The 22,617-nt window shown below is 64.7% G+C and carries 18 protein-coding genes; 7 read left to right on the top strand and 11 right to left on the bottom strand.

Going from position 1 to position 22,617, the window contains the following annotated elements:
• Nucleotides 1-194 precede the first annotated feature (194 nt).
• A complete protein-coding gene (locus YQ44_RS20925; RefSeq protein ID WP_071325032.1) occupies nt 195-1,427 on the top strand; it encodes an MFS transporter in 1,233 nt (410 codons plus the stop codon).
• 238 nt (nt 1,428-1,665) lie between these two features.
• Here YQ44_RS20925 and YQ44_RS20930 read toward each other — a convergent pair whose 3' ends face one another.
• From YQ44_RS20930 to YQ44_RS20955, 6 genes are all read right to left on the bottom strand, one after another.
• A complete protein-coding gene (locus YQ44_RS20930) occupies nt 1,666-3,309 on the bottom strand; it encodes a M28 family peptidase (protein WP_071325033.1) in 1,644 nt (547 codons plus the stop codon).
• Nucleotides 3,310-3,457: 148 nt separating this feature from the next.
• Complete coding sequence (locus YQ44_RS20935; protein WP_071325034.1) at nt 3,458-4,294, bottom strand: HDOD domain-containing protein; 837 nt, start codon at nt 4,292-4,294, stop codon at nt 3,458-3,460.
• A 121-nt stretch (nt 4,295-4,415) separates the two neighbouring features.
• Nucleotides 4,416-5,492, bottom strand: a complete 1,077-nt coding sequence (locus tag YQ44_RS20940) for a BMP family ABC transporter substrate-binding protein (RefSeq protein WP_071325035.1) — start codon at nt 5,490-5,492, stop codon at nt 4,416-4,418.
• 84 nt (nt 5,493-5,576) lie between these two features.
• Entirely contained in the window at nt 5,577-6,506 is a 930-nt protein-coding gene (locus YQ44_RS20945) for an ABC transporter permease (RefSeq protein WP_071325036.1), read from the bottom strand.
• Nucleotides 6,499-7,575, bottom strand: coding sequence for an ABC transporter permease (locus tag YQ44_RS20950; protein ID WP_071325037.1), 1,077 nt, complete (start codon nt 7,573-7,575; stop codon nt 6,499-6,501). The genes YQ44_RS20945 and YQ44_RS20950 overlap by 8 nt, the downstream gene beginning before the upstream one ends.
• Entirely contained in the window at nt 7,568-9,082 is a 1,515-nt protein-coding gene (locus YQ44_RS20955; RefSeq protein ID WP_071325038.1) for an ABC transporter ATP-binding protein, read from the bottom strand. The genes YQ44_RS20950 and YQ44_RS20955 overlap by 8 nt, the downstream gene beginning before the upstream one ends.
• A gap of 52 nt (nt 9,083-9,134) precedes the next feature.
• On the opposite strand from YQ44_RS20955, the gene YQ44_RS29120 reads away from it, so the two are divergent.
• The 3 genes from YQ44_RS29120 (at nt 9,135) to gluQRS (ending at nt 11,582) form a co-directional block, all read left to right on the top strand.
• Complete coding sequence (locus tag YQ44_RS29120) at nt 9,135-9,302, top strand: hypothetical protein (RefSeq protein ID WP_156894933.1); 168 nt, start codon at nt 9,135-9,137, stop codon at nt 9,300-9,302.
• A gap of 171 nt (nt 9,303-9,473) precedes the next feature.
• Nucleotides 9,474-10,337, top strand: a complete 864-nt coding sequence (locus YQ44_RS20960; RefSeq protein WP_071325039.1) for an outer envelope protein — start codon at nt 9,474-9,476, stop codon at nt 10,335-10,337.
• Nucleotides 10,338-10,655: 318 nt separating this feature from the next.
• Nucleotides 10,656-11,582 (top strand): tRNA glutamyl-Q(34) synthetase GluQRS, encoded by a 927-nt coding sequence (gene gluQRS / locus YQ44_RS20965; RefSeq protein ID WP_071325040.1) that lies wholly within the window; start codon nt 10,656-10,658, stop codon nt 11,580-11,582.
• A 74-nt stretch (nt 11,583-11,656) separates the two neighbouring features.
• Here the strand turns inward: gluQRS and YQ44_RS20970 are convergent, their stop codons facing one another.
• Entirely contained in the window at nt 11,657-13,888 is a 2,232-nt protein-coding gene (locus YQ44_RS20970) for a TonB-dependent receptor (RefSeq protein ID WP_071326655.1), read from the bottom strand.
• 525 nt (nt 13,889-14,413) lie between these two features.
• On the opposite strand from YQ44_RS20970, the gene YQ44_RS20975 reads away from it, so the two are divergent.
• Entirely contained in the window at nt 14,414-17,089 is a 2,676-nt protein-coding gene (locus tag YQ44_RS20975) for a hybrid sensor histidine kinase/response regulator (RefSeq protein ID WP_071325041.1), read from the top strand.
• Nucleotides 17,082-17,975 carry a class A beta-lactamase gene (gene bla / locus YQ44_RS20980; RefSeq protein WP_071325042.1) on the top strand — a complete coding sequence of 298 codons (894 nt, stop codon included), beginning with the start codon at nt 17,082-17,084 and terminating at the stop codon, nt 17,973-17,975. Before YQ44_RS20975 ends, bla begins: the two co-directional genes overlap by 8 nt.
• Nucleotides 17,976-18,092: 117 nt before the next feature.
• Here bla and YQ44_RS20985 read toward each other — a convergent pair whose 3' ends face one another.
• From YQ44_RS20985 to YQ44_RS20995, 3 genes are all read right to left on the bottom strand, one after another.
• The gene (locus YQ44_RS20985) at nt 18,093-18,533 is read right to left on the bottom strand and encodes a DUF695 domain-containing protein (protein ID WP_071325043.1); all 441 of its coding nucleotides are present in this window, start codon (nt 18,531-18,533) and stop codon (nt 18,093-18,095) included.
• 44 nt (nt 18,534-18,577) lie between these two features.
• Complete coding sequence (locus tag YQ44_RS20990) at nt 18,578-19,237, bottom strand: hypothetical protein (protein WP_156894934.1); 660 nt, start codon at nt 19,235-19,237, stop codon at nt 18,578-18,580.
• A gap of 151 nt (nt 19,238-19,388) precedes the next feature.
• The gene (locus tag YQ44_RS20995) at nt 19,389-20,255 is read right to left on the bottom strand and encodes a hypothetical protein (RefSeq protein WP_083412178.1); all 867 of its coding nucleotides are present in this window, start codon (nt 20,253-20,255) and stop codon (nt 19,389-19,391) included.
• Between the two features lie 216 nt (nt 20,256-20,471).
• Between YQ44_RS20995 and YQ44_RS21000 the strand changes: the two genes are divergently transcribed.
• Nucleotides 20,472-21,350, top strand: a complete 879-nt coding sequence (locus YQ44_RS21000; RefSeq protein WP_156894935.1) for a nucleoside hydrolase — start codon at nt 20,472-20,474, stop codon at nt 21,348-21,350.
• Nucleotides 21,351-21,364: 14 nt separating this feature from the next.
• Here YQ44_RS21000 and YQ44_RS21005 read toward each other — a convergent pair whose 3' ends face one another.
• Nucleotides 21,365-22,555, bottom strand: coding sequence for an esterase-like activity of phytase family protein (locus YQ44_RS21005; RefSeq protein ID WP_071325047.1), 1,191 nt, complete (start codon nt 22,553-22,555; stop codon nt 21,365-21,367).
• Between the last annotated feature and the right edge of the window lie 62 nt (nt 22,556-22,617).

Consider the following 22,617-nt stretch of genomic DNA (forward strand, 5'->3'; position numbering starts at 1 on the left):
CAGCAAGTGTAGCAATTGTTTTCTGTTTTCCTCCCTCGGTATATCCCCTATACCCTTTTCCCGGCCGTCGGCAACGATTGCCGGGATTTTTTTTGCCTGGCGTCCCGCCGCCAGAATCGGCCATGCCCGGCAAGAAATGCGCAGCCCCGCTATCATGCTGATCCAAAAGCGTCATTCCAAGAAAGTCGTATCGCATGAAACCAGCTGTTCCCGCTACCCTCGACGCCAGCACCCTGCTGAGCGCCACCCGCATCCTGCTGTTTGCCCTGTCCGCCGGCGTGCTCGTCGCCAGCCTCTATTATGTGCAGCCGCTCACGTCCATGCTGGCCGCCTCGTTTGGCGTCAGCGTGCCGCAAGCGGGCTACCTGGTCACGGCCACGCAGATCGGCTATGTGCTGGGCATCGTCTTCCTCGTACCGCTCAGCGACGTGCTGGACCGCCGCCAGCTGCTGACGTGGATGTTGATCGCCAAGATAGCCGCCCTGCTGCTGGCGGCCACCAGCCAGAATATTATTGTCTTTGCCATCGCCAGCGTCTTGATGGGGATCACGGCCAGCGCATTGATGGTGGTCACGGCCATGGTGGCCTCGTATGCGCCCGATCACAGCCGGGGCCGCATGGTGGGCACCGTCATGACGGGCCTGTTGCTGGGAATCTTGCTGGCGCGTACAGTGTCCGGCACGGTGGCGCAGATCAGCGGCGGCTGGCGCACCGTCTACGTGCTGGCCGCCATCGTCGTCGCGGCGCTGCTGTTGATGCTGCGCCGCATCCTGCCAAACGAGGCACCACGGGGCAAGCTGCAATACGGCAAGCTGATGGCCTCGCTGGCCGACATCATCCGCCAGGAGCCGCTGCTGCGCCAGCGCGCGCTGTTCTCCGGCCTGGGCCTGGGCACCTTCAGCGTGTTCTGGACGGGCCTGACCTTCTTGCTCAGCGGCGCGCCCTACCACTACTCGGAAATGCAGATCGGCCTGTTCGGCCTGGCGGGCGCCACGGGGGCATTTGCCGCGAACACGGCGGGCCGCATGGCCGACCGCGGCTACGCGCGCCAGGCCACGTGGCTGCTGGCCGTCGCCTCGCTCGCGGGATGGGCCCTGATCGGCTTCGGCGCCCACTCGCTGGTGCTGCTGCTGGTCGGCATCGTCCTGCTGGACATGGGCGTGATGGGGCTGCAAGTGACGCACCAGTCCATCATCTATAAACTGGCGCCGCATGCGCGCGCAAGGGTCACCACCGTCTTCATCGCGGGCGGCTTCATCGGCGCCTCGGCCGGTTCGGCGCTGGCCAGCGCCAGCTTTGCCGCCGGCGGCTGGCCCGCCCTGTGCATGGTCGGCGGCGCCATGCCGCTCCTGCTGCTGCTAGTGTGGAGCAAGTACCGCCACTCGCAGCGCCGGCTGGAACGGGCCGCCCAGGCATCTATCACGTAGGTCGAATTAGCGGCCGCACGCCGCGTAATCCGACACTGCTGCGCCAACCCTGTTGTCGGATTACGCTCTTCGAGCTAATCCGACCTACGATCCTACACGCAGCGCCGCCTGGAGCGGACCAGCTAATCAGGTATCACGTGGGCCGGGTTGGCGCGCCAGCGCGTAATCCGACACCATGGCGCCAACAATATTGTCGGATTACGCGCGGCTTTACCGCACTAATCCGACCTACTCTCCCTTATTTTGCGGCTTGCTCGCGCGCCTTGCCGAACGCGTCGCCCGCCTTCCAGGCCGGCATCTTCGCGCCATTCGCCACGGCCTGGCCCAGGTTCAGGGTGAACTGCGCCTGCTGCGTCATGCCGGACAAATCCCAGCTGGCGTCGTACTCATCGGTGACCTGATGATAGCGGGGGCCATACGCGGCCGCCTTCGCTTTCGACGCTTCCACGTCCTTGATGTACTCGCGTCCGCCATTGATGGAAAACGCGGGCACGCCCGCCTTGGCAAAGCTGAAATGGTCGCTGCGGAAATAGCCGCCGGCCAGGTCAGGGCGCGCTTGCGCGATATGCATGCCCATGGCTTTCGCCACCGTGGCCGCCATGGCGCCCAGTTCCGTGCGCTCGCTGCCCTGTGCACCGATGTCATGCGTGGCGCCGACGAAGTTCAGGCTGTCGAGATTCAGCGCGGCAGCCGTCTTGTCCAGCGGCCACAACGGATCGGCCGCGTAGGCGGCGCTGCCCAATAAGCCCTGTTCTTCGGCCGCCACCCACAGGAAAATCTGCGTGCGCCTGGCCGGCTTTTTCACGGCTTCCTGCGCCATGGCCAGCAAGCCTGCCGTGCCCGAGGCATTGTCGACGGCGCCGTTGTAGATGGTGTCGCCCGTGTCACCCTGCTTGCCCAGGTGATCCCAGTGGCCGCTGTAGATGACGGCTTCATCCTTCAGCTTCGGGTCGGTGCCCGGCACCATGCCGGCGATGTTGAACTGCTCCACCTTGCGCACGGCGGACTTCATTTCGCCCGACAGTTTGGCGTCCAGTGCGACGGCTTTAAAGTCCTTGCTTTCCGCCTTGGCGCGCAAGGCGTCCAGGTCCTGGCCGCCGGCCGCAAACAGGCGGCGCGCCGCGTCTTCCGTGATCCAGCCCTGCAACGGCGTGCCTGCCGTGCGGTCGGCCAGCTGGAAGCGCTCGCTGCCGCTCCAGCTGTTCTGCACCACGCTCCACGCATACGATGCCGATGGCTTCGTGTGGATCAGCAACACGCCGGCGGCGCCCTGGCGCTTGGCTTCCTCGAATTTATACGTCCAGCGGCCGTAATACGTCAGCGCCTTGCCGGCGAAGCGGTTCGGTTCGGCCACGGTCGGCTGCGGGTCGTTGACCATCATGACGACGATCTTGTCCTTGACATCGACACCGTTGAAATCGTTCCAGCCTTCTTCCGGCGCCGTGATGCCATAGCCGACGAACACCAGCGGCGCATCCAACGTGTGGGCGGCAACGGAGTCGCCCGTGGCCCATACCCAGTCCGGGCCGAACGCCAGCGGCACGGCCTTGCCGCCCGCCACGGCCTGCAGGCTGCTCTCGGCCGGCAGCGACTTCACGCCGGCGATCTGCACGCTCTGGCGGTAGCTGTTGCCGCGCACGGGTTTCAGCCCTGCCATCTGCGCCTGGGTTTCCAGGTACGCCACCGTCAGGTCGGCGCCGCGCTGGCCCGTGCCGCGGCCTTCCAGCAAGTCGTTCGACAGGAAGGCCAGGTGGGCGCGCAACGGCGCTTCCTGCACGGTCGGCAAGTCCTTGGCGGCAGGCGCGGCGGCGTGCGCGGAAAACGCCAGCGTCAGGCTGGAAGCGAGCGCCGTGAAGGCCAGGGAGGAAAACAGCTTCTGCATAAGATCCTTTTGATAAGAGGAGTAAGTCAGTCCGGCGGATGGCCGAGCCGGCGATTGTATGCCATGGGGCAAGCACAGCAAAATGCGGACGAAAAAAATCCCCGCGGCAAGGGCGGGGATTCTTCAATGAAAACGTTCGGACCAGCAATTACACCAGCAAGGCGGCCGCCAGCGATTCGATCTCTTCGGCCGATTCCTCGAGTATCGTATGCAGGGTGCTGCCGCCGATGCCGAAGTCGATCTTCGCCGCCGCCTGGCGCCGCGCGGCGCTTTCCGGCGGGTGCAGGGGCGAGCCGACGGGCGCCAGGTCGTTGGCCAGCACCAGGGTCGCGCCCAGGGTGCGCGGCGGAAACGGGCTGCCGCCATGCCACATGCCTTCCACGGCCTGCAGCACGAGGTCCGGCACTTCCAGCTGGCGCAGCACGCCGCGGCCGATCAGTTTTTCGCCGTATTCGATCCAGTCTTCCGTATTATCGTCGAGCAAGCCCGGATATTCCTCGGCGCGCGACAGCAGATAAAAGCCGCCCACTTCATGCACGATGGCGGCAAACATGGCCGTTTCCACGTCCACGTGCGTGACTTTCCTGGCGATGACCTGGCTCAGCGCGGCCACGTGGGCCGTGTGTTCCCACAGCTTGGCGGACTTGGCGCGCAATTGCGGGTCGGTAATCTGGCTGCCCAGCTGGCGTACGATGACGGACGCCACCATCGACTTCAAGGTGGCAAAGCCCAGGCGCGAAACGGCCGCGCGCACATTGGCGATTTCATTGCCGGTACGGTTGTAGGCGGCCGAGTTGGCCAGCGCCACGACCCTGGCCGACAACAGCGGCTCGGCCATGACCATGCGCGCGGCCGCCTCGATGTGGCAATCGGGGTCGTCCAGCGCTTCCTGCAGCTTCAGGGTGGCCTTGACGTTGGCAGGGAAGGTCAGCTCGCCCTTGCTGGCCTGCAACGCGATAATCTTGAATACTTCCAGTCTATCCATGGGTCGTTCTCCGGTACGGGCCTGTTCAGGCTCTGCTATGTGAGCGGGCCGGCGACGCGCAGTGCGTCCCGGCCCCGCTCCCGTTTCCGGCAATATTACAGCAAGTTTATACTCAAACCTATTACTTTCCGGAAACTTTTCCAGCCACGCCTTCGACAAAATAATCCATCTTCGTCAGCGCCGCATCGTCCAGCACGCCTTTGTCCAGGCGCACTTTGCCGTCGTTATCCTTGATCGGTGCGCTGAACGGGTTGAGCTTGCCAGCAACCAACTCTTTCTCTCGCGCCAATACAAACTGTTTGACGTCCGCCGGCACGGCGGCGTTGACGCCTTCCAGCCTGACCATGCCATCCTTGATGCCGCCCCAGGTGCTGCTCGACTTCCATGTGCCGTCCAGCACGGCCTGCGCCTGCTTCGTATAGTAGTCGCCCCAGTGGTGGGTGACGGCGGCCAGCTGCGCCTTCGGTCCGTACTTCTTCATGTCCGAGTGGTAGGCGATCGCATACTTGCCCTTCTCTTCCGCCGCCTGCACCACGGCGGTCGAATCCGTGTGATGGGTGACCACGTCGGCGCCCTGGCCGATCAGGGTGATGGCCGCGTCGCGCTCCTTGCCCGGGTCGAACCAGCTATTCACCCACACCACCTTCACTTCCGCCTTCGGATCGACGCTGCGCATGCCGCGCGTGAAGGCGTTAACGCCTTGCAACACTTCCGGAATGGGAAACGCCGCCACGTAGCCGGCCACATGGGTCTTGCTCATCTTGCCTGCCAGCACGCCGGCCAGGTAGCGGCCCTCATAAAAGCGCGCATTCGTATTGGCCACGTTGGGCGCCGTCTTGTATCCCGTCAAATGAATGAACTTCACATTAGGAAATTGCTTCGCCACTTTCAAGGTGGGATTCATGTAGCCGAACGAGGTCGTGATGACCAGCTTGCTACCCGTTTGTGCCAGGTCGCGGATCACGCGTTCCGCATCGGCGCTTTCCGGCACGTTTTCCACGTACTTGGTGGTGATCTTGCTGCCCAGCGCCTTTTCCATTTCCTTGCGCGCCTGGTCGTGCTGGGTGGTCCAGCCCGCGTCGCCGATGGGGCTGATATACACGAAGCCGACATTCAACGGGGTAGCGGCAGGCGCGGCGGCCAGGGCAGGCATCAGAACGGCACTGCAGACGGCGGCGCACAACAGTTTCTTGGACATGGTTTTCCTTTGATGGCCCCCCATCGGAAATCAAGAAGACAGCGCGCCGCGGGGGAGTGACGGCGTGCCTTCGAGCGGCATGGGCTAAGCGCCCGGATTGAAATTCTTCCCCAGCGAAGCGGGCATGTTGAGCTTGATGTAATTGGCATTGCTGGAAATCAGGACCAGCACGACGATGGCCGCCACGTACGGCAGCATCGACAGCAGCTGCGAAGCGACGGGCACGCCCAGCGCCTGCGCGTGGAAGGTCAATATCGTGATGCCGCCAAACAGATAGGCGCCGCCCACCACGCGCGCCGGGCGCCAGGTGGCAAAGGTGGTCAGCGCCAGCGCGATCCAGCCGCGCCCCGCCACCATGCCCTCGACCCACAGCGGCGTGTAGACGAGCGACAGGAAGGCGCCGGCCAGGCCGCAGCAGGCGCCGCCGAACAGCACGGCCGCCAGGCGGATGCGCCGCACGGGATAGCCGAGCGCATGGGCCGAGGCCGGCGACTCGCCCACGGCGCGCAGTACCAGGCCGGCGCGCGTGCGGTACAAGAACCAGGCGATGGCCAGGCACAGCAGCAGCGACAGATACACCATCGGATGCTGGCGGAACAGGGCCGGCCCCAGCACGGGAATGTCTTCCAGGAAAGGGATGCCGAAGCGGCCGTTCTGCAAGCTGTTGCCCACGTATTTCAGGCCGATGTACGTGGACGCTCCCGCGCCGAACAGCGACAGGGCCAGGCCCGTCGCGTACTGGTTCGTGCCCAGCCACACCGTCAGCCACGCGAAAAAGCCGGACAGGACCATGCTGGCGCCCGCACCGGCCAGGAAGCCCAGCGTGGGGCTGCCCGTGTTGACGGCCACGGCAAAGCCCGTGATGGCCGACACCAGCATCATGCCTTCCGCGCCCAGGTTCACCACGCCCGCCTTTTCATTGACGAGCAGACCGAGCGCGGCCAGCATCAGCGGCGTGCCCGCATTGATGCTGGCGGCGACCAATGGCGCAATCGTCAGGGCCAGGTTATCCATGTTTCCTCCAGCGCAGTTTGTATTGGATCAACACATCGCAAGCGAGCAAGGCGAACAGCAAGATGCCCTGGACCACGCCCGTGATCGCGCTGGGCAAGCCGAGGCGCGATTGCGCCAGCTCGCCGCCGATATAGAACAGGGCCATGACGAAGCTGGAAAAGATCACACCCACCGGATGCAGGCGCCCGACGAAGGCGACGATGATGGCGGCAAAGCCGTAGCCAGGCGAGACGGTAGGCGTCAGCTGCCCCATCGGTCCCAGCACTTCGCACGCGCCCGCCAGGCCCGACAGCGCACCGCAGATCAGCAGGGACGACCACAAGGTCTTGCGCGACGAAAAGCCCGCATAGCGGGCGGCGGCCGGCGCCATGCCGCCCACGCGCAGGCGGAAGCCTGAAATGCTTTTCGACAGGTACAGCCAGCCGCCCAGCGACGCCAGCAGGGCAAAGACGATGCCAAGGTGCAAGCGCGTGTCCGCCACGACCATCGGCAGCAGCAAGCCGTCCGACAGCAGTTTCGACTGGGGAAAATTGAAGCCTTCCGGGTCGCGCAGCACGCCATACACGAGATAGCTGAGCAGCAACTGCGCGATGTAGACCAGCATCAGCGAGACGAGGATTTCGCTGGCGTTGTAGCGGTCGCGCAACCACGCCACCAGTCCCGCCCACGCCATGCCGCCCGCCATGCCGGCCAGCAGGGACACGCCGATGATGGCCGCGCCGCCGACGCCATCGTCGAGGTGCAAGGCGGCCGCGCCGCCGCAGATGGCGCCCAGCGTCAGCTGGCCTTCCGCGCCGATGTTGTAGATGTTGGCGCGAAAGCAGATGGCCAGGCCGACGGCGATCAACAGCAGCGGCGCCACCTTGAGGCCCAGCTCGGACCAGCCGTGCGCATCGCGCAGCGGTTCGACAAAGAAGACGGCCAAGCCGGCCAGCGGATCGTGCCCCAGCGCCATAAACAGCAGCGCGCCGCACAGCACGGTGAGCAGCACGGCCAGCACGGGCGACAGCCACGCCATCAACCTGGATGGGGACGGACGGGCTTCCAGGCGCAAGGCAAACTTAGCCATGGGCAGCCTCCTGCGGCCACAACCCGCTCATCCATTGTCCCACCTGCGCGACGCTGGCCTCGCCCACGGCCACGGAGGGCGACATCGTCCCCTTCGCCATCACCAGCAGGCGGTCGCTGATCTCGAACAATTCATCGAGTTCCTCCGACACGACGAGCACGGCGCAGCCCGCATCGCGCAGCGCCAGCAACTCGGCGCGGATTTGCGCGGCCGCACCCACGTCCACGCCCCAGGTCGGCTGCGCCACCACCAGCACCGTGGGTGCGCGCAGGACTTCGCGCCCGACTATGTATTTCTGCAAGTTGCCGCCCGACAGGCTGCGCGCCAGCGCCTGCGGCCCGCCCGCCTTCACCTGGAAGCGCGCGATGATGGCGGCGGCGCGCTGGGCAATGACCTTGTGGCGCAGGAAGCCGTGGCGGATGGTGGCTGGCGTTTGCAAGCTCAGCAAGACGTTGTCGGCCAGCGACATGTCGGGCACGGCGCCCCTGCCCAGCCGCTCCTCCGGCACGAAACCCAAGCCCAGCGCGCGGCGCCGGCCCGGCGGCAACCGGCCCGCCGGCGTGCCGTTCAGGACGATGGTGTCGGCGCCGGCGCGCCTGTCCTCGCCCGACAGCGCGGCCAGCAATTCCTGCTGGCCATTGCCGGACACGCCGGCGATGCCGACGATCTCGCCTGCGCGCACGTTGAAATGGATATCCCTCAATTGCGTGGCGAATGGATGGCTCTTCGGCAAATGCAAATTCTTGACGCTTAGCATGGCCGCACCGGGCGTGCGCGCCACGCGCGTGATGGCGGGCGGCTCGGCGCCGATCATCATGCGCGACAGGCTGGCCGCCGATTCCAGCGACGGATCGCACACGCCCGCATTCTTGCCGGCACGCACCACCGTGCACGTATGGCACAGGGCACGGATCTCGTCGAGCTTGTGGCTGATGTAGAGGATACTGCACCCCTCGGCAGCCAGCTGGCGCAGGGTGGCAAACAGTTTTTCCACGGCGCCCGGCGTCAGCACGGACGTCGGTTCGTCGAGGATCAGCAGTTGCGGCCTGGCCAGCAAGGCGCGCACGATTTCCACGCGCTGGCATTCGCCGACGGACAAGGTGTGCACATGGCGCTGCGGTTCCAGTTCCAGCCCGTACTGGCGAGCCGTCGCCTCGATGCGCAGCGCCAGCTCCGCCATGTCGGTACCAGCAGGCAAACCGAGGGCGATGTTTTCCGTCACGGTCAAGGTATCGAACAGGGAGAAATGCTGGAACACCATGGCGATGCCGAGCGCGCGCGCGGCCGACGGGCTGGCGATATCGACTTCGCGCCCATTCCACAGGACGCGGCCGCCATCGGGCTGTACGGCGCCGTAGATGATTTTCATCAAGGTCGATTTGCCGGCGCCATTCTCGCCCAGCACGGCGTGGATTTGCCCGGGTGCGACGGTAAGATGGATGCCGTCATTGGCCACCACGGCCGGATAGCGCTTGCTGATACCGATGAGTTCCAGGCGTGCCGTCATTGTTGTTCTCGTGCCTCGCTGCCGTATATCGATGGGAGAGGAAAACCGGGCCGTGCATGTGTCTGACAGGTATCGTATCGGCATCCGCGGCGCTTTGGTGGATGGCGTGACGGCGCCCATTTCCATTTCCGCAAAAAAACAACACCTGTATACAATTTTGAAAAAAATTATCAGCTTTGCAGCACCCGCCTTGCCCCGCAAGGACGAGAAGGTGCGATGATTATATGCAGGAAATGATAGTAAGTATGCACATGATACATATCGTCCGGCGCCGCGCTGCTCGCATCATGGATTGAACGGCACGCCTTTTTTCCGCGTCGCCGCAAGGTGCGGGCACCCCGTCCCGCCATCGCGCAGCACCGTTTTCCCACACCGCCACCAGGAGCCGAAAGTGCCAAAAAACCTACCGTGTCTGTTGCTGTGCCTTGCCACGACCCTCGGCCCAGCGGCCGCCGTCCAGGCCGCCGAATGGAGCGATACCGCCCTCAGCTGGCGCGCCGGCAACGACTACCGCGAACCATTCAATCCCGATGACATCAAGAAAAACATCTTTGCCATCACGCATGCCAGCGGCTACAAATACGGCAGCAACTTCGTCAACCTGGACTTCCTGATTTCCGACAGCAAGGACCCTGGCGCGCTGGGCAAGACCTCGGGCGCGCAAGAGGCCTACCTGGTGTACCGCAACACCATCGACATCGGCAAGGTGCGCGGCAGCGACATCAAGTTCGGCCCCGTGCGCGGCGTCGGCGTCACCCTGGGCTTCGACGTCAACACCAAGAACGACGTCGGCTACAACTCGCGCAAGCGCATGCTGGTGGCGGGCCCGACCCTGATGTGGGACGTGCCCGGTTTCTTCAACACCAGCCTGCTGTTGCTGCGCGAAAGCAATGCCCCCAGCGGCGCCTTCCCGCCCATCTCGCAAGTGACGGGCCGCTACACGTACAAGACGCACGCGATGCTGACGGGCGCCTGGGCCATCCCGCTGTCGCCGCTGTTCTCGTTCGAAGGATTCTTTAACCTCATCGATTCAAAAGGCAAGGACGAGGTCGGTCGCGACACGGCGGTGGAAACGAATATCGACATGCAAGTGATGTACGACGTGGGCGCCGCCCTGGGCAGTGCCAAGAACACCTTCCGCGTGGGCCTCGAGTACCAGTACTGGAAAAACAAGTTCGGCAATTCGCCCGCCACCACGGGCAACACGGGGCAGACGGCGAAGACGCCGATGATACGCGCCGAGTACCATTTCTAGGAATCATAGTCACGCATCGACACCCACGCGCGCGCCTGATGCCAGCATGGCGCTTTCCGGCTGGCGGAGGGCGCGAGCGTGGAACAACTGCCGGCAAGTTCCCTGGATTCTATTTGTCCTTTCATTCGCACAACTTCCGCGAGATGCCATCGCCGACATCGCGCGCATCCGGCAAACCAGCATGGCGTTACCGCTCATGACGGCATGCAGCATTTCGCCCCCGATTTGACACGCCACGTTCGCTCCCCGATACTTGGCTCCAACCATAGCCAACTCCCCAAGCGCAGACTACCGGTGTAGCCGCCTGCGCCTGCACGAATGAACACTTCTTTGCCCACCGCCTCCTACATCGGCCGCTTCGCCCCCTCCCCCTCCGGCCCCCTGCACATGGGTTCGCTTGTTGCCGCCATGGCCAGTTATCTCGATGCCAAGGTGCATCGGGGCACGTGGCTGTTGCGCATCGAGGACCTGGACTATGACCGCAATGTCGAGGGCGCCGATCTCGGCATCCTGGCCAGCCTGCAGCGTTGCGGCATGCAGTGGGATGGCGAGGCGACGTGGCAGAGTAAGCGCTTGCCGCTGTACGAGGCGGCGCTCAAGCAGTTGCAGGATGATGGCCTCGTGTATGCGTGCGGCTGTTCGCGCAAGGAAATCCAGGATTCGGTGCTGCAAGCCGGTGCGCCGAAAAACGGCGCCGCCGTGTATCCGGGCACCTGCCGCCACGGCTTGGCGCCAGGCAAGGTAGCGCGCGCCATGCGCCTGCGCGTGCCAGAGGGGCCGCAAGCCGTGTATGGCTTTGTCGACCGTTGGCATGGTCCGCAGCAACAGGACCTGGCCGGCGAGGTGGGCGACTTCATCGTGCTGCGCGGCGACGGCTACTGGGCTTACCAGCTGGCCGTCGTGGTCGACGATGGCGCGCAAGGCATCACGCAGGTGGTGCGCGGCGCCGACTTGCTCGATTCCACGCCGCGCCAGCTCTACCTGCAGGATGTGCTGGGTCTGCCGCATCCGGGCTTCCTGCACGTGCCCGTCGTCACCAACGACAGCGGCGAAAAACTGTCGAAGCAGACGGGCGCCCTCGCCTTCGATACGGGCACGGGCACTGCCGGGCTGCTGGCGTCGGCGCTGCTGCCGGCCGCCCGCTTCCTCGGCCTCGACGTGCGCGCCGATAACGTGGATGCGTTTTGGCGGCAGGCCATTCCCGCCTGGGCCCAGCGGCTGGCGCAACTTCCCGCGCGCGCATAAAAAAACCCGCCGCGGCGAACCGGGCGGGTAGCAATGCAGGCGCCGGCACATGGCCGGCGCCTGGTATCGGGCAATTAGAAGTTGCCCTTGAATTGCACGCCAAACTGACGCGGCTCATTGATGAAGCCCGTGCGGTTGTTGAAGTCGATGGCGCCCGTGATACGCTGGGTGTCGGTGATGTTGCGGCCAAACGCAGCCACTTCATACTTGCCGGCATCCCAGGTGTAGCCCACGCGCAAGCCGCCTTCGACCATCGGCTTGCCGGTGAACTCGGTTGCCTCATACAGGAAGAAGTTGATCTTGCTGCGGTATGCCCAATCCGTGAAGACGAAGAACTCGCCGTTTTCCATCGGGATCGAATAACGGCCCGTGGCGGTGATCGTCCACTTCGGCGCTTGCGGCAATGGATTGCCGTCGATGATGGCCCGATTGCCCGTGGTGAGCGGATCGGTCACGGTGCAGCGCGTTTGGGCGCAGGTGGCGATCGACAGGCTCGGGTCCTTGATTTCCGTGAAGTTGTAGCTGCCGCCCAGCGACATCTTCAGGCTCGGCGTGACAAAACCTTCCAGTTCCAGTTCCGCGCCACGGCCATTCGTCTTGGCGGCATTGATCAGGCGCGTGATGTTCGACGTGCCGCCCACCACCGTCAGCTGCTGGTTCTTCACCTGGTAGTCGTACACGCTGAACGCGACGCGGGCGCGGCGGTTGAACAGGTCGGCCTTGATGCCGGCTTCAAACGAGGTGATGGTTTCCGCATCGGCCACGGTGACGGGCACGCTGGTGCTGGCCGGAGCGATACTTGGCGCGCGGAAACCGGAAGCGATACGGCCGTAGAAGTTCACGTCCTTGTTGTATTTATAGGTGCCGCTCAAGTCCCAGTTGACCTTGGCTTTGCTGACATCGGCGCTGGTCGGGTTGACTTGCACGATGTTGGTCGCTTCCACCGTGTTGAAATCCTTCTTGTCCTTGGTGTAGCGCAAACCGGCGCGCAGCATGAAGTCATCGTTGACGGCGTAGTTGACGGAACCAAACGTTGCCCAGGCCGAGTTCTTCTGGCGGCTGGCCAGGTGGGTGGTCAGCACATGCGTGTCGGTATTGAAGTTGTCGGTGAAACCATTGGCATCTTCGTTGAAGTAGTACACGCCTGCCTGCCAATTGAGCGGACCGGCATTCTTCGATTCGGCGCGGAATTCTTGCGAGTATTGCTTCACGCTCGTGATGCCGCCAGCCGTTTCAACCTGGAAAGGAATAAAGCCGGGGCCCGTCGGCGTGCCGCCATCGATGTCGCCATGCGACACGTAATTACCGACCTGCTCAAAGCCCGTGATCGAATACAGTTTGATACCATCCAGGTCCCAGCTCAGGCGGGCGCTGGCGCCGTTGGTGCGCAGGCGCTGGAAGTTCGGGGCATTCGTAAACGATTTGTTCGGATCGAAACCGTCGACGATATCGTTCGTGCCCTGCTTGATCATGTTGGCGTAGAAGACGCGCGCGCTGCCCGTGGTGTTGCGCTGGTGCACGTTAAACAGGGCGTTGAACGTCGTGTTCGGTGCATACAGCAGTTGCACGCGCTCGGCGTGTTCGTTGTAGCCGTCCAGCGCGTTTTTCTTGCCCGTAAAGGTGTTGTCGACGTAATCGTCGCGGTGCTGGCGCAGGGTCGAGAAGCGCAGCGCCCATTCCTTGCTCAGCGGCACGTTGACGGCGCCGTCGAAATTGCTCGTGTTATGCGTGGCGGTGGAGACGTTGTAATAGCCTTCGACCTTGTCCAGGTTCGGCTTGACGGATTCGAACTTGACCACGCCGGCAGGGGTATTGCGGCCGAACAGGGTGCCTTGCGGGCCGCGCAGCACTTCCACGCCGGCTACGTCGAAAATCGGATAGCCCTTGAGGATCGGATTTTCCTGCACGACATCGTCGTAAATCAGGGAAACAGGTTGCGATGCAAAGATGTTGAAATCGGTATTGCCGTAGCCGCGGATGTAGAAGCGGGGGAAGGTACGGCCATTCGACGATTCCACGTTCAGGCTCGGCACCTTGCCGGCCAGCACGCGGATATCCTGGCCGCTGGAGACCAGCACGTCGAGCTTCTCGTCGCGCAACAGCGACACGGAGACGGGCACGTCACGGATATTTTCCTTGCGGCGCTGCGCCGTGACCGTCACGGTCTCGAGCTGGCTGGCGGCAGGCGTCGTATCTGCGGCGGCTTCATCCGCGTAAGCCGTGCCGATAGGCAGGGCTGCGGACAGTGCCAGCATGGCGGCGCTTTTGGCGCACAAACGCTTGTGCATCTTGGACATTTTGATCATGTTGTTTCCCAGAAGTTTAAAAAAGAATTGCGAAATCTGTATTTCTTGCAACCTGTCTCCGGAATGTGTACGGCGCTGGACGATCATTTGCACTACCGTGGTGCAACAGCGCGAGCGGATGTCCCCCCGCTCTCGGCGTCACTGGCTCTGCCCTGGCTGTCACGCAAGTTGACAGCGGTCCTGGCCGCATCTCTGGGATGTCTGATGAACACCAACTTTTCAGTAAGGCGCCAATTTAATTCAAGCGCCTTATGCGCCGCAAGAATATTGTTATGTAAAATATTTATTAGTTAACATTAACGACTGCCTAGTGGTTATTCAGCCACACTACGGGCATGCCGGCGCCGTTTTCGCCGTTTGCCGGCGCCGGCGCCGGCATGGGCGCCCAGCGCGCAAAAGGCGGAGCCAGCTGTGTGGAAGACGCGCCCGCAGCGGCATTTGACTGTAATATCGCCGTACCTAGCGATGCCGTTCTGCCACATTCCGGTGCAGCGGCGGCGCGCCGCACCATAGCCGATCACATCCATGCCAGAACCAAGCCAGCACAACCACGCCGATCCATCCTCACTTGCCGCCGCCCAGGCCGCGCATCTGCTGCTGGGCGCGCACTGCGACATCGTCTGGAGCACCAATACCTTTGGCCAGTTCGATGCCGACCAGCCCTCGTGGCGCGCCTTCACGGGCCAGAGCGAAGCCGAACTGATGGGCCGTGGCTGGATCAATGCGCTGCACCCGGACGACCGCAACCTGCCCTACGCCATGCCAACGCAGCTGACCACGGTGTTCGAGACGGAGTACCGCCTGCGCCATGTCAGCGGCGCCTACCGCAATGTGATCGTGCGCATGCTGCCCGTGCGCGCGCCGGACGGCGGCGTCATTGAATGGCTGGGCTCGCATTGCGACGTGACGCAGCAGCGGCAGACGGAGCAGCGCCTGCGCCTGGCCATGCAGGGCGGCCGCATGGGCACGTGGGAGATCGACCTGGGCAGCGGCAGCATGACGTGTTCCGACGCGTTCAGGGCCAATCTCGGCTTGCCGCCGGCCAGCAGCATTGATTACGCGCAATTGACGGGCGCCATGCTCGACGGCGACCTGCAGCACTGGCAGGCGGCCGTGCATGCGGCGATCGCCAGCGCCAGCGACTTCGAAGTGGAAATCCGCGTGCGCTGGCCCGACGGCTCGCTGCACTGGGCCCACATGCGCGGCGCCTGCGCCAGCGACGGCGCCGGCAACGTCATCGCCCTGTCCGGCATTTCGCTCGATTTGACGGCCAGCAAGCAGAACGAGGAAACCTTGCGCCTGACCCTGGCGGCTGGCGAAGTGGCCACCTGGAACTGGGACATCGTTGCCGACCGCGTCACGGCCGACAGCAATATGGCGCGCCTGTTCCCGATCGATGCGGACGCGACGGCAGCGGCGCCGCTGGCGCGCTACCTGGACGTCATCCATCCTGATGACCGTGAGCAAGTCAGCGCGCAGATTGCGCAAGCGCTGCACGCGCACACGCCGTTCGAGGCCAGCTACCGCGTCGGCGCCGGCGACGGCCAGTACCGCTCGGTCATCGCGCGCGGACGCGTGGAATACGCGGCCGATGGCACGCCGTTGCAATTGCCGGGCGTCCTCCTCGACATCACGCGCCAGAAACAGGTGGAAGACGCGCTGCGCAGCAGCGAGGAACGCTACAGCACCTTGATCGAGCTGATGGACCAGGCTTTTTGCGTGATTGAAATGCTGTACGACGAGCAAGGCCGCCCCGTGGATTTCCGCTACCTGGAAGGCAACCCCGCCTTCGTCAAGCAGTCGGGCCTGGACAATGCCATCGGCAAGACCATCCGCAGCTTCGTGCCCGACCACGACCAGCACTGGTTCGACCTGTACGACCAGGTCGTGAAAACAGGCGAGCCTGCTCGCTACGAAAACGAAGCCGTGGCCATGGAGCGCTGGTTCGAAGTGTTTGCCGCGCGCCTGGGCGGACCCGGCAGCCGGCTGCTGACGGTGCTGTTCAGCGACATCAGCGAACGCAAGCGCTCGGAGCAGCAGCTGCGCCAGCTGGCCGACAACCTGTCCGAGATGGACCGGCGCAAGACGGAATTCCTCGCCACGCTGGCGCACGAGCTGCGCAACCCGCTGGCGCCCATCCGCAACGGCTTGCAGATCATGCGCCTGGCCGCAGACAAGCCCGCCACCGTGGCGCGCGTGCGCGACGTGATGGAGCGGCAAGTCAATCAGATGGTGCACCTGGTAAATGACTTGCTGGACGTGGCCCGCATCACGCGGGGGCAGATCGAACTCAGGCTCGAACGCGCGGACTTGAAAGCCATCATCGCGGGCGCCGTGGAAACGAGCATGCCGCTGATCGAAGCCAACCGCCACCAGTTGCAGGTAACGCTAGACGAGCAGGCGCTGCCGCTCAACGCCGATCCCACGCGCCTGGCGCAAGTGCTGGGTAACCTGCTCAACAATGCCGCCAAGTACACGCCAGCCGGCGGCCACATCAGCTTGCGCGCCGTGCGCGATGGCAACGAGGTCTTGATCGAGGTCAAGGACAGCGGCGTGGGCATTCCCGCCGAGTCGATCGCCACCGTGTTCGACATGTTTACGCAAGTGGGGCAAAACATGGGCCGCGCCCAGGGCGGCCTGGGCATCGGCCTGTCGCTGGTGCGGCGCCTGGCCGAATTGCATGGCGGCAGCGCCACGGCGGCCAGCCCCGGCGCCGGCCTCGGCAGCACCTTCAGCGTGCGCCTGCCGCTGCTGGCGGTGGCGCCGGCAGCGCCCGCCGAAACGGCCATCCCGGCATACCCCGCCAGCGGTCGCCATTTCCGCGTACTGGTGGTCGACGACAATGTCGATGCGGCCGATACGCTCGCTGCCGTGCTCGACATGATGGGCCATGCCACGCAGGTGGCCCACGATGGCGCGCAGGCACTGGCGATGGCGCCGCATTTTTTGCCCGACGTCATCTTCCTCGATATCGGCCTGCCCGGCATGAACGGCTACGAGGTGGCGCGCGCCTTGCGCCAGACGCCGGCCGGCGCTGCCGCCGTGCTCGTCGCATTGACGGGCTGGGGCGCTGAAAACGACCGCAGCCAGTCGAGTGCGGCCGGCTTCGACCACCATCTGACCAAACCGGCCAACCTGCTCGCCATCGGCGAACTGCTGGCCACCCTATCCACACCGAAAATACTTCCAGACCATGACTGAATCCCTGAATCCCCTCCGCCGCAAGCTCTTGCTGGCCAGCGGCGCCGCCCTGCTGTGCCCGACACCGCTGCTGTTCGCCGCGCCCGCCATCAGCATCGCCACTGCCGAAACACAGCTGGCTGCGCTGGAACAGGCTGCCGGCGGACGCCTCGGCGTTGCCGCCTGGCGCCACGGCAGCGACGTGCGCGTCGCCCACCGCGCCGACGAGCGCTTTCCCCTGGCCAGCACCTTCAAGGCCATGCTGGCAGCCGCCGTGCTGGCCCGCAGCGTCAGCCAGCCGGGCTTGCTGGAGCAGCACGTGCGCTACGAGAAAAAAGAACTGGTCACGTATTCGCCAATCACGGAAAAGCACCTGGCCGACGGCATGAGCGTGGCCAAGCTGTGCGCCGCCACCTTGCAATACAGCGACAATAGCGCGGCCAATTTCCTGATGAAAATATTGGGCGGACCGCAAGCCGTGACGGCCTATGCGCGCAGCATCGGCAATACGCTGTTCCAGCTGGAACGCTGGGAAACGGAACTCAATAGCGCGATTCCGGGCGAAGTGCGCGACACGGCCAGCCCCGCGTCGATGGCGCACAGCTTGCAACAAGTGTTATTGGGAAATAGCTTGCCGGCGCCGCAGCGCCAGCAACTGGACGCCTGGATGCGCGGCAACACGACCGGCGACAAGCGCATCCGCGCCGGCGTGCCTGCCGGCTGGCACGTGGCCGATAAAACGGGCTCGGGCGCGTATGGCAGCGTCAACGATATCGGCGTCGCCTACCCGGCCAGCGGCGCGCCGCTGCTGATCGCCGTGTATTACACGCGCGAACAGAAAAATGCACCGACGAACCAGGACATCATCACGGCCGCCACGCGCATCGTGACGGCCGCGTTGGTCTGATTAGATCCAACCCTGATAAAACCGTCGCGAGCGGAAGAGAGCTGTCGCCGAGAGCGGAACTGTGCTTTAGCACAGTGAGCATCGCAGGCGGCAGATCACGACGCGCAGCAGGTTTGATCAGGTCGTTGGGGGTAAGGCCGCCATGAAACCCGCGTATGTGGACCAGGCGGGGTCGGCCGCGCTGCGAATTTCAATCGGGAACTTCGGGCGCGGCGCCAGCGCCGTGTTCAGGCGGTTGAAGAATTCCTCGCCCGACTGCGTGTAGTAAATCCATTCGCGCAGGTTTTCTCCCGTGGACACCAGCGCCAGGGTGGCGAAGCCATCCGCTTCCACCACCGGTTCCAGCGCCGCTTCCAGCTCTTCCATGTGCTCGCGCTCGTTCGGCGCGGGCATGCCCGTCTCGTCTTCGTAGCGCCAGGCGATGATGATGCGGTCCGGCTGCGACGACAGGTCCCAGTCGTCATGGAAGGCGTCGACGTAGCGGTAGATGATGGCCATCTCGTCGCTGTGCGTGACGACGGTGCCCCAGCTGCGGGCGGAAGTGGAATTCTGGTTCATGGTTGCAACAGTCAAAAGTAGGGATCAAACAAAGGGCAAGCAGTTTACAGCACTGGCGGGCAAGTCACATTCCAGGCGTCATATTGGCCCCCGCTCTTGCGCAGCCAGATGCGGGCGTAGCTGTCACGGTCGCTCTTGAACACCAGCGCATAGCGCTCTTCGGCGCGCGGCGCGGCGGCGCCCACGTCGACGGCCGCCAGCGCAAACGGCAAGGCGCGCAGCGGCGCGCAGGCCGTATTGCCCGCCATCAGCAACCGCGCCCGCGCCAGCAGGGGCTTCTGGTACAGCAACACGCCTTCCAGCTCCGCATCGGGCACGCGCTGCAGCATGCGCACGGGTTCGGCCACGGCGCGGCAAGTGCCACGGTCGAGCCAGGCGTAATATTCGATGCCCGCCTCTTGCCAGCGCGCCTGCTGGCCCGAGCCCTGCAGCACGAACTTGGTGCGCTGCGTGCGGCACAGTGCGCCATGGCCACGGTAGGGCGGCGCTTCCACGCTGCCGACCACCTCGCTGCCACGGCCACCGACCACGGGCACGCTTTCGAACACGGTGCGCGTGGCCGGCTCGCCCGGGTATTGCTGCGCATAAAATGCCAGCAGGGATGCGCGCTGCTGTGCATCGACCACCGCATCGGCTGCGCCGGCAGAGACACACACGGCCGATGCCGCAAACAGCGCCAACGGGCGCACGAAATATCCTCGCATGTCATTCCTTCACTGGAGTTCAAGAGCGGACCTCGCCCAAGCGCAGATTATATAGTTACCAGGAAAGACAGGGATGACGCGGCGTCAGGACGTGCGGAGGGTGGCGGCGCATTGCCTGACTTCGCCGTCAAAGGAGAAGCAAACTTGATACTTAGTAAGAAGCTGTCTTGCTGCCCAGTACTTGCCGCAACAGTTGCCGCTTGGCCGACAGCGCCGCGTCCGTCAAGCTCCATTGCTCCAGCCGTGGCGCGTACGCGGGCGTCATCATCCAGCCGAACACTTCGGCCTTGTCTTCCTCGGGGCCGTAGGCCGCGTAGCGGCTGACCAATCCCGGCTGCGGGTGGCCCAGGTTCTGGAAGCCCTTGCCGTAGGCCGTGGCGCCGCCCTGACCATACGCCGTATCGGGCGGGTTCAAGGCCAGCCAAACGGGGTCGCGGTAATAGAAATCGTTGAACAGCCGGTATTCGATGAAGTGGTAATACTCGTGGTGCACGCGCAGCTCCATGCCGGATGGACACATGGCGGCCAGCATGTTGTCGGCGTAGACGACGCTGTCGATTTCCGGCGCCGGCATGGCCAGGCGGCGCTGGCCATCCACGCTCAAGTCCTTCACCAGCACGACGTGGCGCAAGCCCGTCTGCGCGAAGACGCCGGCCGGATAGCGTTCCATGGCCGGCAGGACGATGCTGAGCAACAACTGCAAGCCGGCCCGGTCCTCCTTCGAGTCCGTGAAGGCCCGCGCCTCGCCGCCGGGCATGGCCAGGGTCCAGGCGGGCGCCAGCCGCATGGCCGCCAGGCGCGCCGTGGCGATCGCCTGCAGCTGCGCCACGCTGGCGCCCTCCGGGGCCACGGGCGCATAGCGCACGCCCCAGTCGCACTCGCTGCGCATGCTGTCCTGCCTGGCGGCACGCTCGAACGCCTCCGTATGGGCAGCCGATGGCGTGTCCATGCCGACACTGGCGCAGCCGCCCAGCAGCAAAGCACAGATGAGGAGGGGCAATACACGGCGAGACGGCATGGCGGCTTTCACACATGGAACGATACGGCATTGTACTGATGCAAGGCATGCGCCTGCTAAAATCGCCGCGCCTTTCACTCATTCCAGGTCCGCCATGTCGTCTGCCTTGCCCTGCTGCGCCGCGCCGCGCTTGCCTCCGTCCTGACCTGCACCGCCCTGGCCGCCGGCCAGGCGACGGCCACACCCGCCGCGCCCGCGCACAAAGTCATCGTCGACATGGATATCGGTGACGACATCGACGACGCCTTCGCCCTGGCGCTGCTGCTGCAAAGCCCGGAGATCGAGATCGTCGGCATCACCACCGACTGGGGCGACACGGCCTTGCGCGGCCGCCTGCTCGAACGCCTGCTGCGCGAAACGGGCCATGCCGGCATTCCCGTCGCGCAAGGCATCGCCACGCCCAACCCCACGCCGTTCACGCAGGCACGCTATGCGCAGCGGGGCCTGGCGCCGGCACAGCCGCCGCCGGACGCCATCGACTTTATTTTGCGCGAAATCAAACGCCAGCCTGGCCAGATCACTATCCTGGCATTGGGACCGCTGACGAATATCGGCGCCGCCATCGCGCGCGACCCCGCCGCTTTCGGAACAGTAAAACAGGTGGTGATGATGGGTGGCTCCGTGCGCGCCGGCTACCGCAAGTCGCAGTACGTGCCCGTGCGCCCGGCCGACAAGGAATACAACATCGCGTCCGACGTCAAGGGCGCGCAGGCACTGTTCGGCTCCGGCGTGCCCATCGTCATGATGCCGCTCGACTCGACGCAGATACGCCTCGATGAAGTGGAGCGCAACGCCATCTTCGGCCATGGCTCGCCGCTGACGGATGCCGTCACCCTGCTGTACCACCAGTGGATCGACACCTATCAGCCATGGTCCAGCAACATGCCGTCCCTGTTCGACGTCGTGCCCGTCGCCTGGCTGCTCGACCCGGCCAGCTGCCCCACGACGCCGCTGCGCATCGCCGTCACGGACGACGGCTTGACGCGCGAAGTGGCAGGCAAGGCCAATGCCCAGGTATGCCTGGCATCGGACCAGCCGCGCTTTTTCAACACCTTCATGCAGCGCCTGCTGGCCGCACCGCAAAAGGCGCAGTGAGGCGGCAGTGAGGCTTAACGCGGCAAGACTTCAAAGACGAGGAACTGCGTCACCTGTATCTTGTCGTGGAAATTGTCGTCGGACACCATCACCAGGCTGGCATGGCCGTTCGCCAGCCTGGGGCCCCAGCTGATGCCTTCGATATTGTCCAGGCGCGGCAAGTTCAGCGCGTTCATGTCCAGCACCAGGCGCTTGCCGGCCAGCGTATAGCTGGCGCCTTGCAGCGCGGCCACGTCCTTCACGTCGGTCGCGCCGCGCACGTCCATCTCGTACACGCGCACGAATTCGTGGAACGTGCCCTGCGCATCCTGCACGCCGGCCCGCTCGAGCACCAGCAGGCGGTGCTCGTCGATGGCGAGGATTTCCGAGATGCCGTTTTCCGCGAAGCGCGCGGGGCCGCCTATGGAGGCGACTTTTTCCAGCGGATACACATACTGCGCCAGCACCTGGCCGTCGCGGCCGAAGCGCGTGATGCGGTTATGCGCGCCGGCGACGAAATCGGCCACGGGCCCGTCCTGCAGCAGCGGCGCCTCGATGGCCGCCCACAGCGACTGGCCATCGGCCGCAAACGCCAGTCCCTCGAAGCCCAGGTTGTCGCGCACGCCCGATGGCTTGCCTTGCGCAGGCGCGCCCGGCGCCGGCATGGCGAACATGGCTGGCAGCGGCAGGCTGCCGATCAGGCTGCCGTCGGCGCGCGCATGGCGGATGAACGGTTGCGCCCCCAGCTTGCGGTCGCCTTCGCTCGTGTACCAGAGGCTGCCGTCCTGCGGATCGACGCGGATGCTTTCGATGTCGGGCACTTCGCCGCCCTGCGTGCGCCACGCTTTCAGGTTGGGATAGGGGCTGCCGTCCGCCTGCCGATAGAAATGCACGCCGGTCAGTTCCACGGGAGCGACGTGCTGCGCGTCATAGCGCAGCTTTGCCGTATAGAAGCGCGCCGGGTTGATGGCCGAGCGGTCGTCGCTCGTCATCACCCAGCGATCGTTGCTCGCATCGTAATCGATGCCGGACAGGCCGCCCACGGCCGTGCCCTGGTAATCGTGTTTCCAGGCGATGCGCTGCTCGCCGATCAGGCGCAGCGCCATGCCCGGTTCCGCCGGGGCGGCAGCCGTGGCATGCACGCCGCGCACGGGCGGCTGGACGCAGGCGGCCAGCAGGCAGGCGATGGCAAGGGGAGCAAGAATGCGGCGCAAGGGGACGGCCATGGTTTCCTCGTGAGTATGCGCCGGGACACTATGTCGCCGCGCGATGCGCCGACATTTTGCGG

Origin of the sequence: Janthinobacterium sp. 1_2014MBL_MicDiv (genome assembly GCF_001865675.1) — a bacterium.
Classification (GTDB): domain Bacteria; phylum Pseudomonadota; class Gammaproteobacteria; order Burkholderiales; family Burkholderiaceae_D; genus Janthinobacterium.

Bases quoted from the DNA above. Each gene is read 5' to 3' on its own strand.
- gluQRS (WP_071325040.1), top strand. From the start codon at position 10,656: ATGAACACTTCTTTGCCCACCGCCTCCTACATCGGCCGCTTCGCCCCC.
- YQ44_RS20950 (WP_071325037.1), bottom strand. From the start codon at position 7,575: ATGGCTAAGTTTGCCTTGCGCCTGGAAGCCCGTCCGTCCCCATCCAGG.
- YQ44_RS20955 (WP_071325038.1), bottom strand. From the start codon at position 9,082: ATGACGGCACGCCTGGAACTCATCGGTATCAGCAAGCGCTATCCGGCC.
- YQ44_RS20940 (WP_071325035.1), bottom strand. From the start codon at position 5,492: ATGTCCAAGAAACTGTTGTGCGCCGCCGTCTGCAGTGCCGTTCTGATG.
- bla (WP_071325042.1), top strand. From the start codon at position 17,082: ATGACTGAATCCCTGAATCCCCTCCGCCGCAAGCTCTTGCTGGCCAGC.
- YQ44_RS21000 (WP_156894935.1), top strand. From the start codon at position 20,472: ATGGATATCGGTGACGACATCGACGACGCCTTCGCCCTGGCGCTGCTG.
- YQ44_RS20970 (WP_071326655.1), bottom strand. From the start codon at position 13,888: ATGATCAAAATGTCCAAGATGCACAAGCGTTTGTGCGCCAAAAGCGCC.
- YQ44_RS21005 (WP_071325047.1), bottom strand. From the start codon at position 22,555: ATGGCCGTCCCCTTGCGCCGCATTCTTGCTCCCCTTGCCATCGCCTGC.
- YQ44_RS20990 (WP_156894934.1), bottom strand. From the start codon at position 19,237: ATGCGAGGATATTTCGTGCGCCCGTTGGCGCTGTTTGCGGCATCGGCC.
- YQ44_RS20935 (WP_071325034.1), bottom strand. From the start codon at position 4,294: ATGGATAGACTGGAAGTATTCAAGATTATCGCGTTGCAGGCCAGCAAG.
- YQ44_RS20925 (WP_071325032.1), top strand. From the start codon at position 195: ATGAAACCAGCTGTTCCCGCTACCCTCGACGCCAGCACCCTGCTGAGC.
- YQ44_RS20930 (WP_071325033.1), bottom strand. From the start codon at position 3,309: ATGCAGAAGCTGTTTTCCTCCCTGGCCTTCACGGCGCTCGCTTCCAGC.
- YQ44_RS20945 (WP_071325036.1), bottom strand. From the start codon at position 6,506: ATGGATAACCTGGCCCTGACGATTGCGCCATTGGTCGCCGCCAGCATC.
- YQ44_RS20975 (WP_071325041.1), top strand. From the start codon at position 14,414: ATGCCAGAACCAAGCCAGCACAACCACGCCGATCCATCCTCACTTGCC.
- YQ44_RS20995 (WP_083412178.1), bottom strand. From the start codon at position 20,255: ATGCCGTCTCGCCGTGTATTGCCCCTCCTCATCTGTGCTTTGCTGCTG.
- YQ44_RS20985 (WP_071325043.1), bottom strand. From the start codon at position 18,533: ATGAACCAGAATTCCACTTCCGCCCGCAGCTGGGGCACCGTCGTCACG.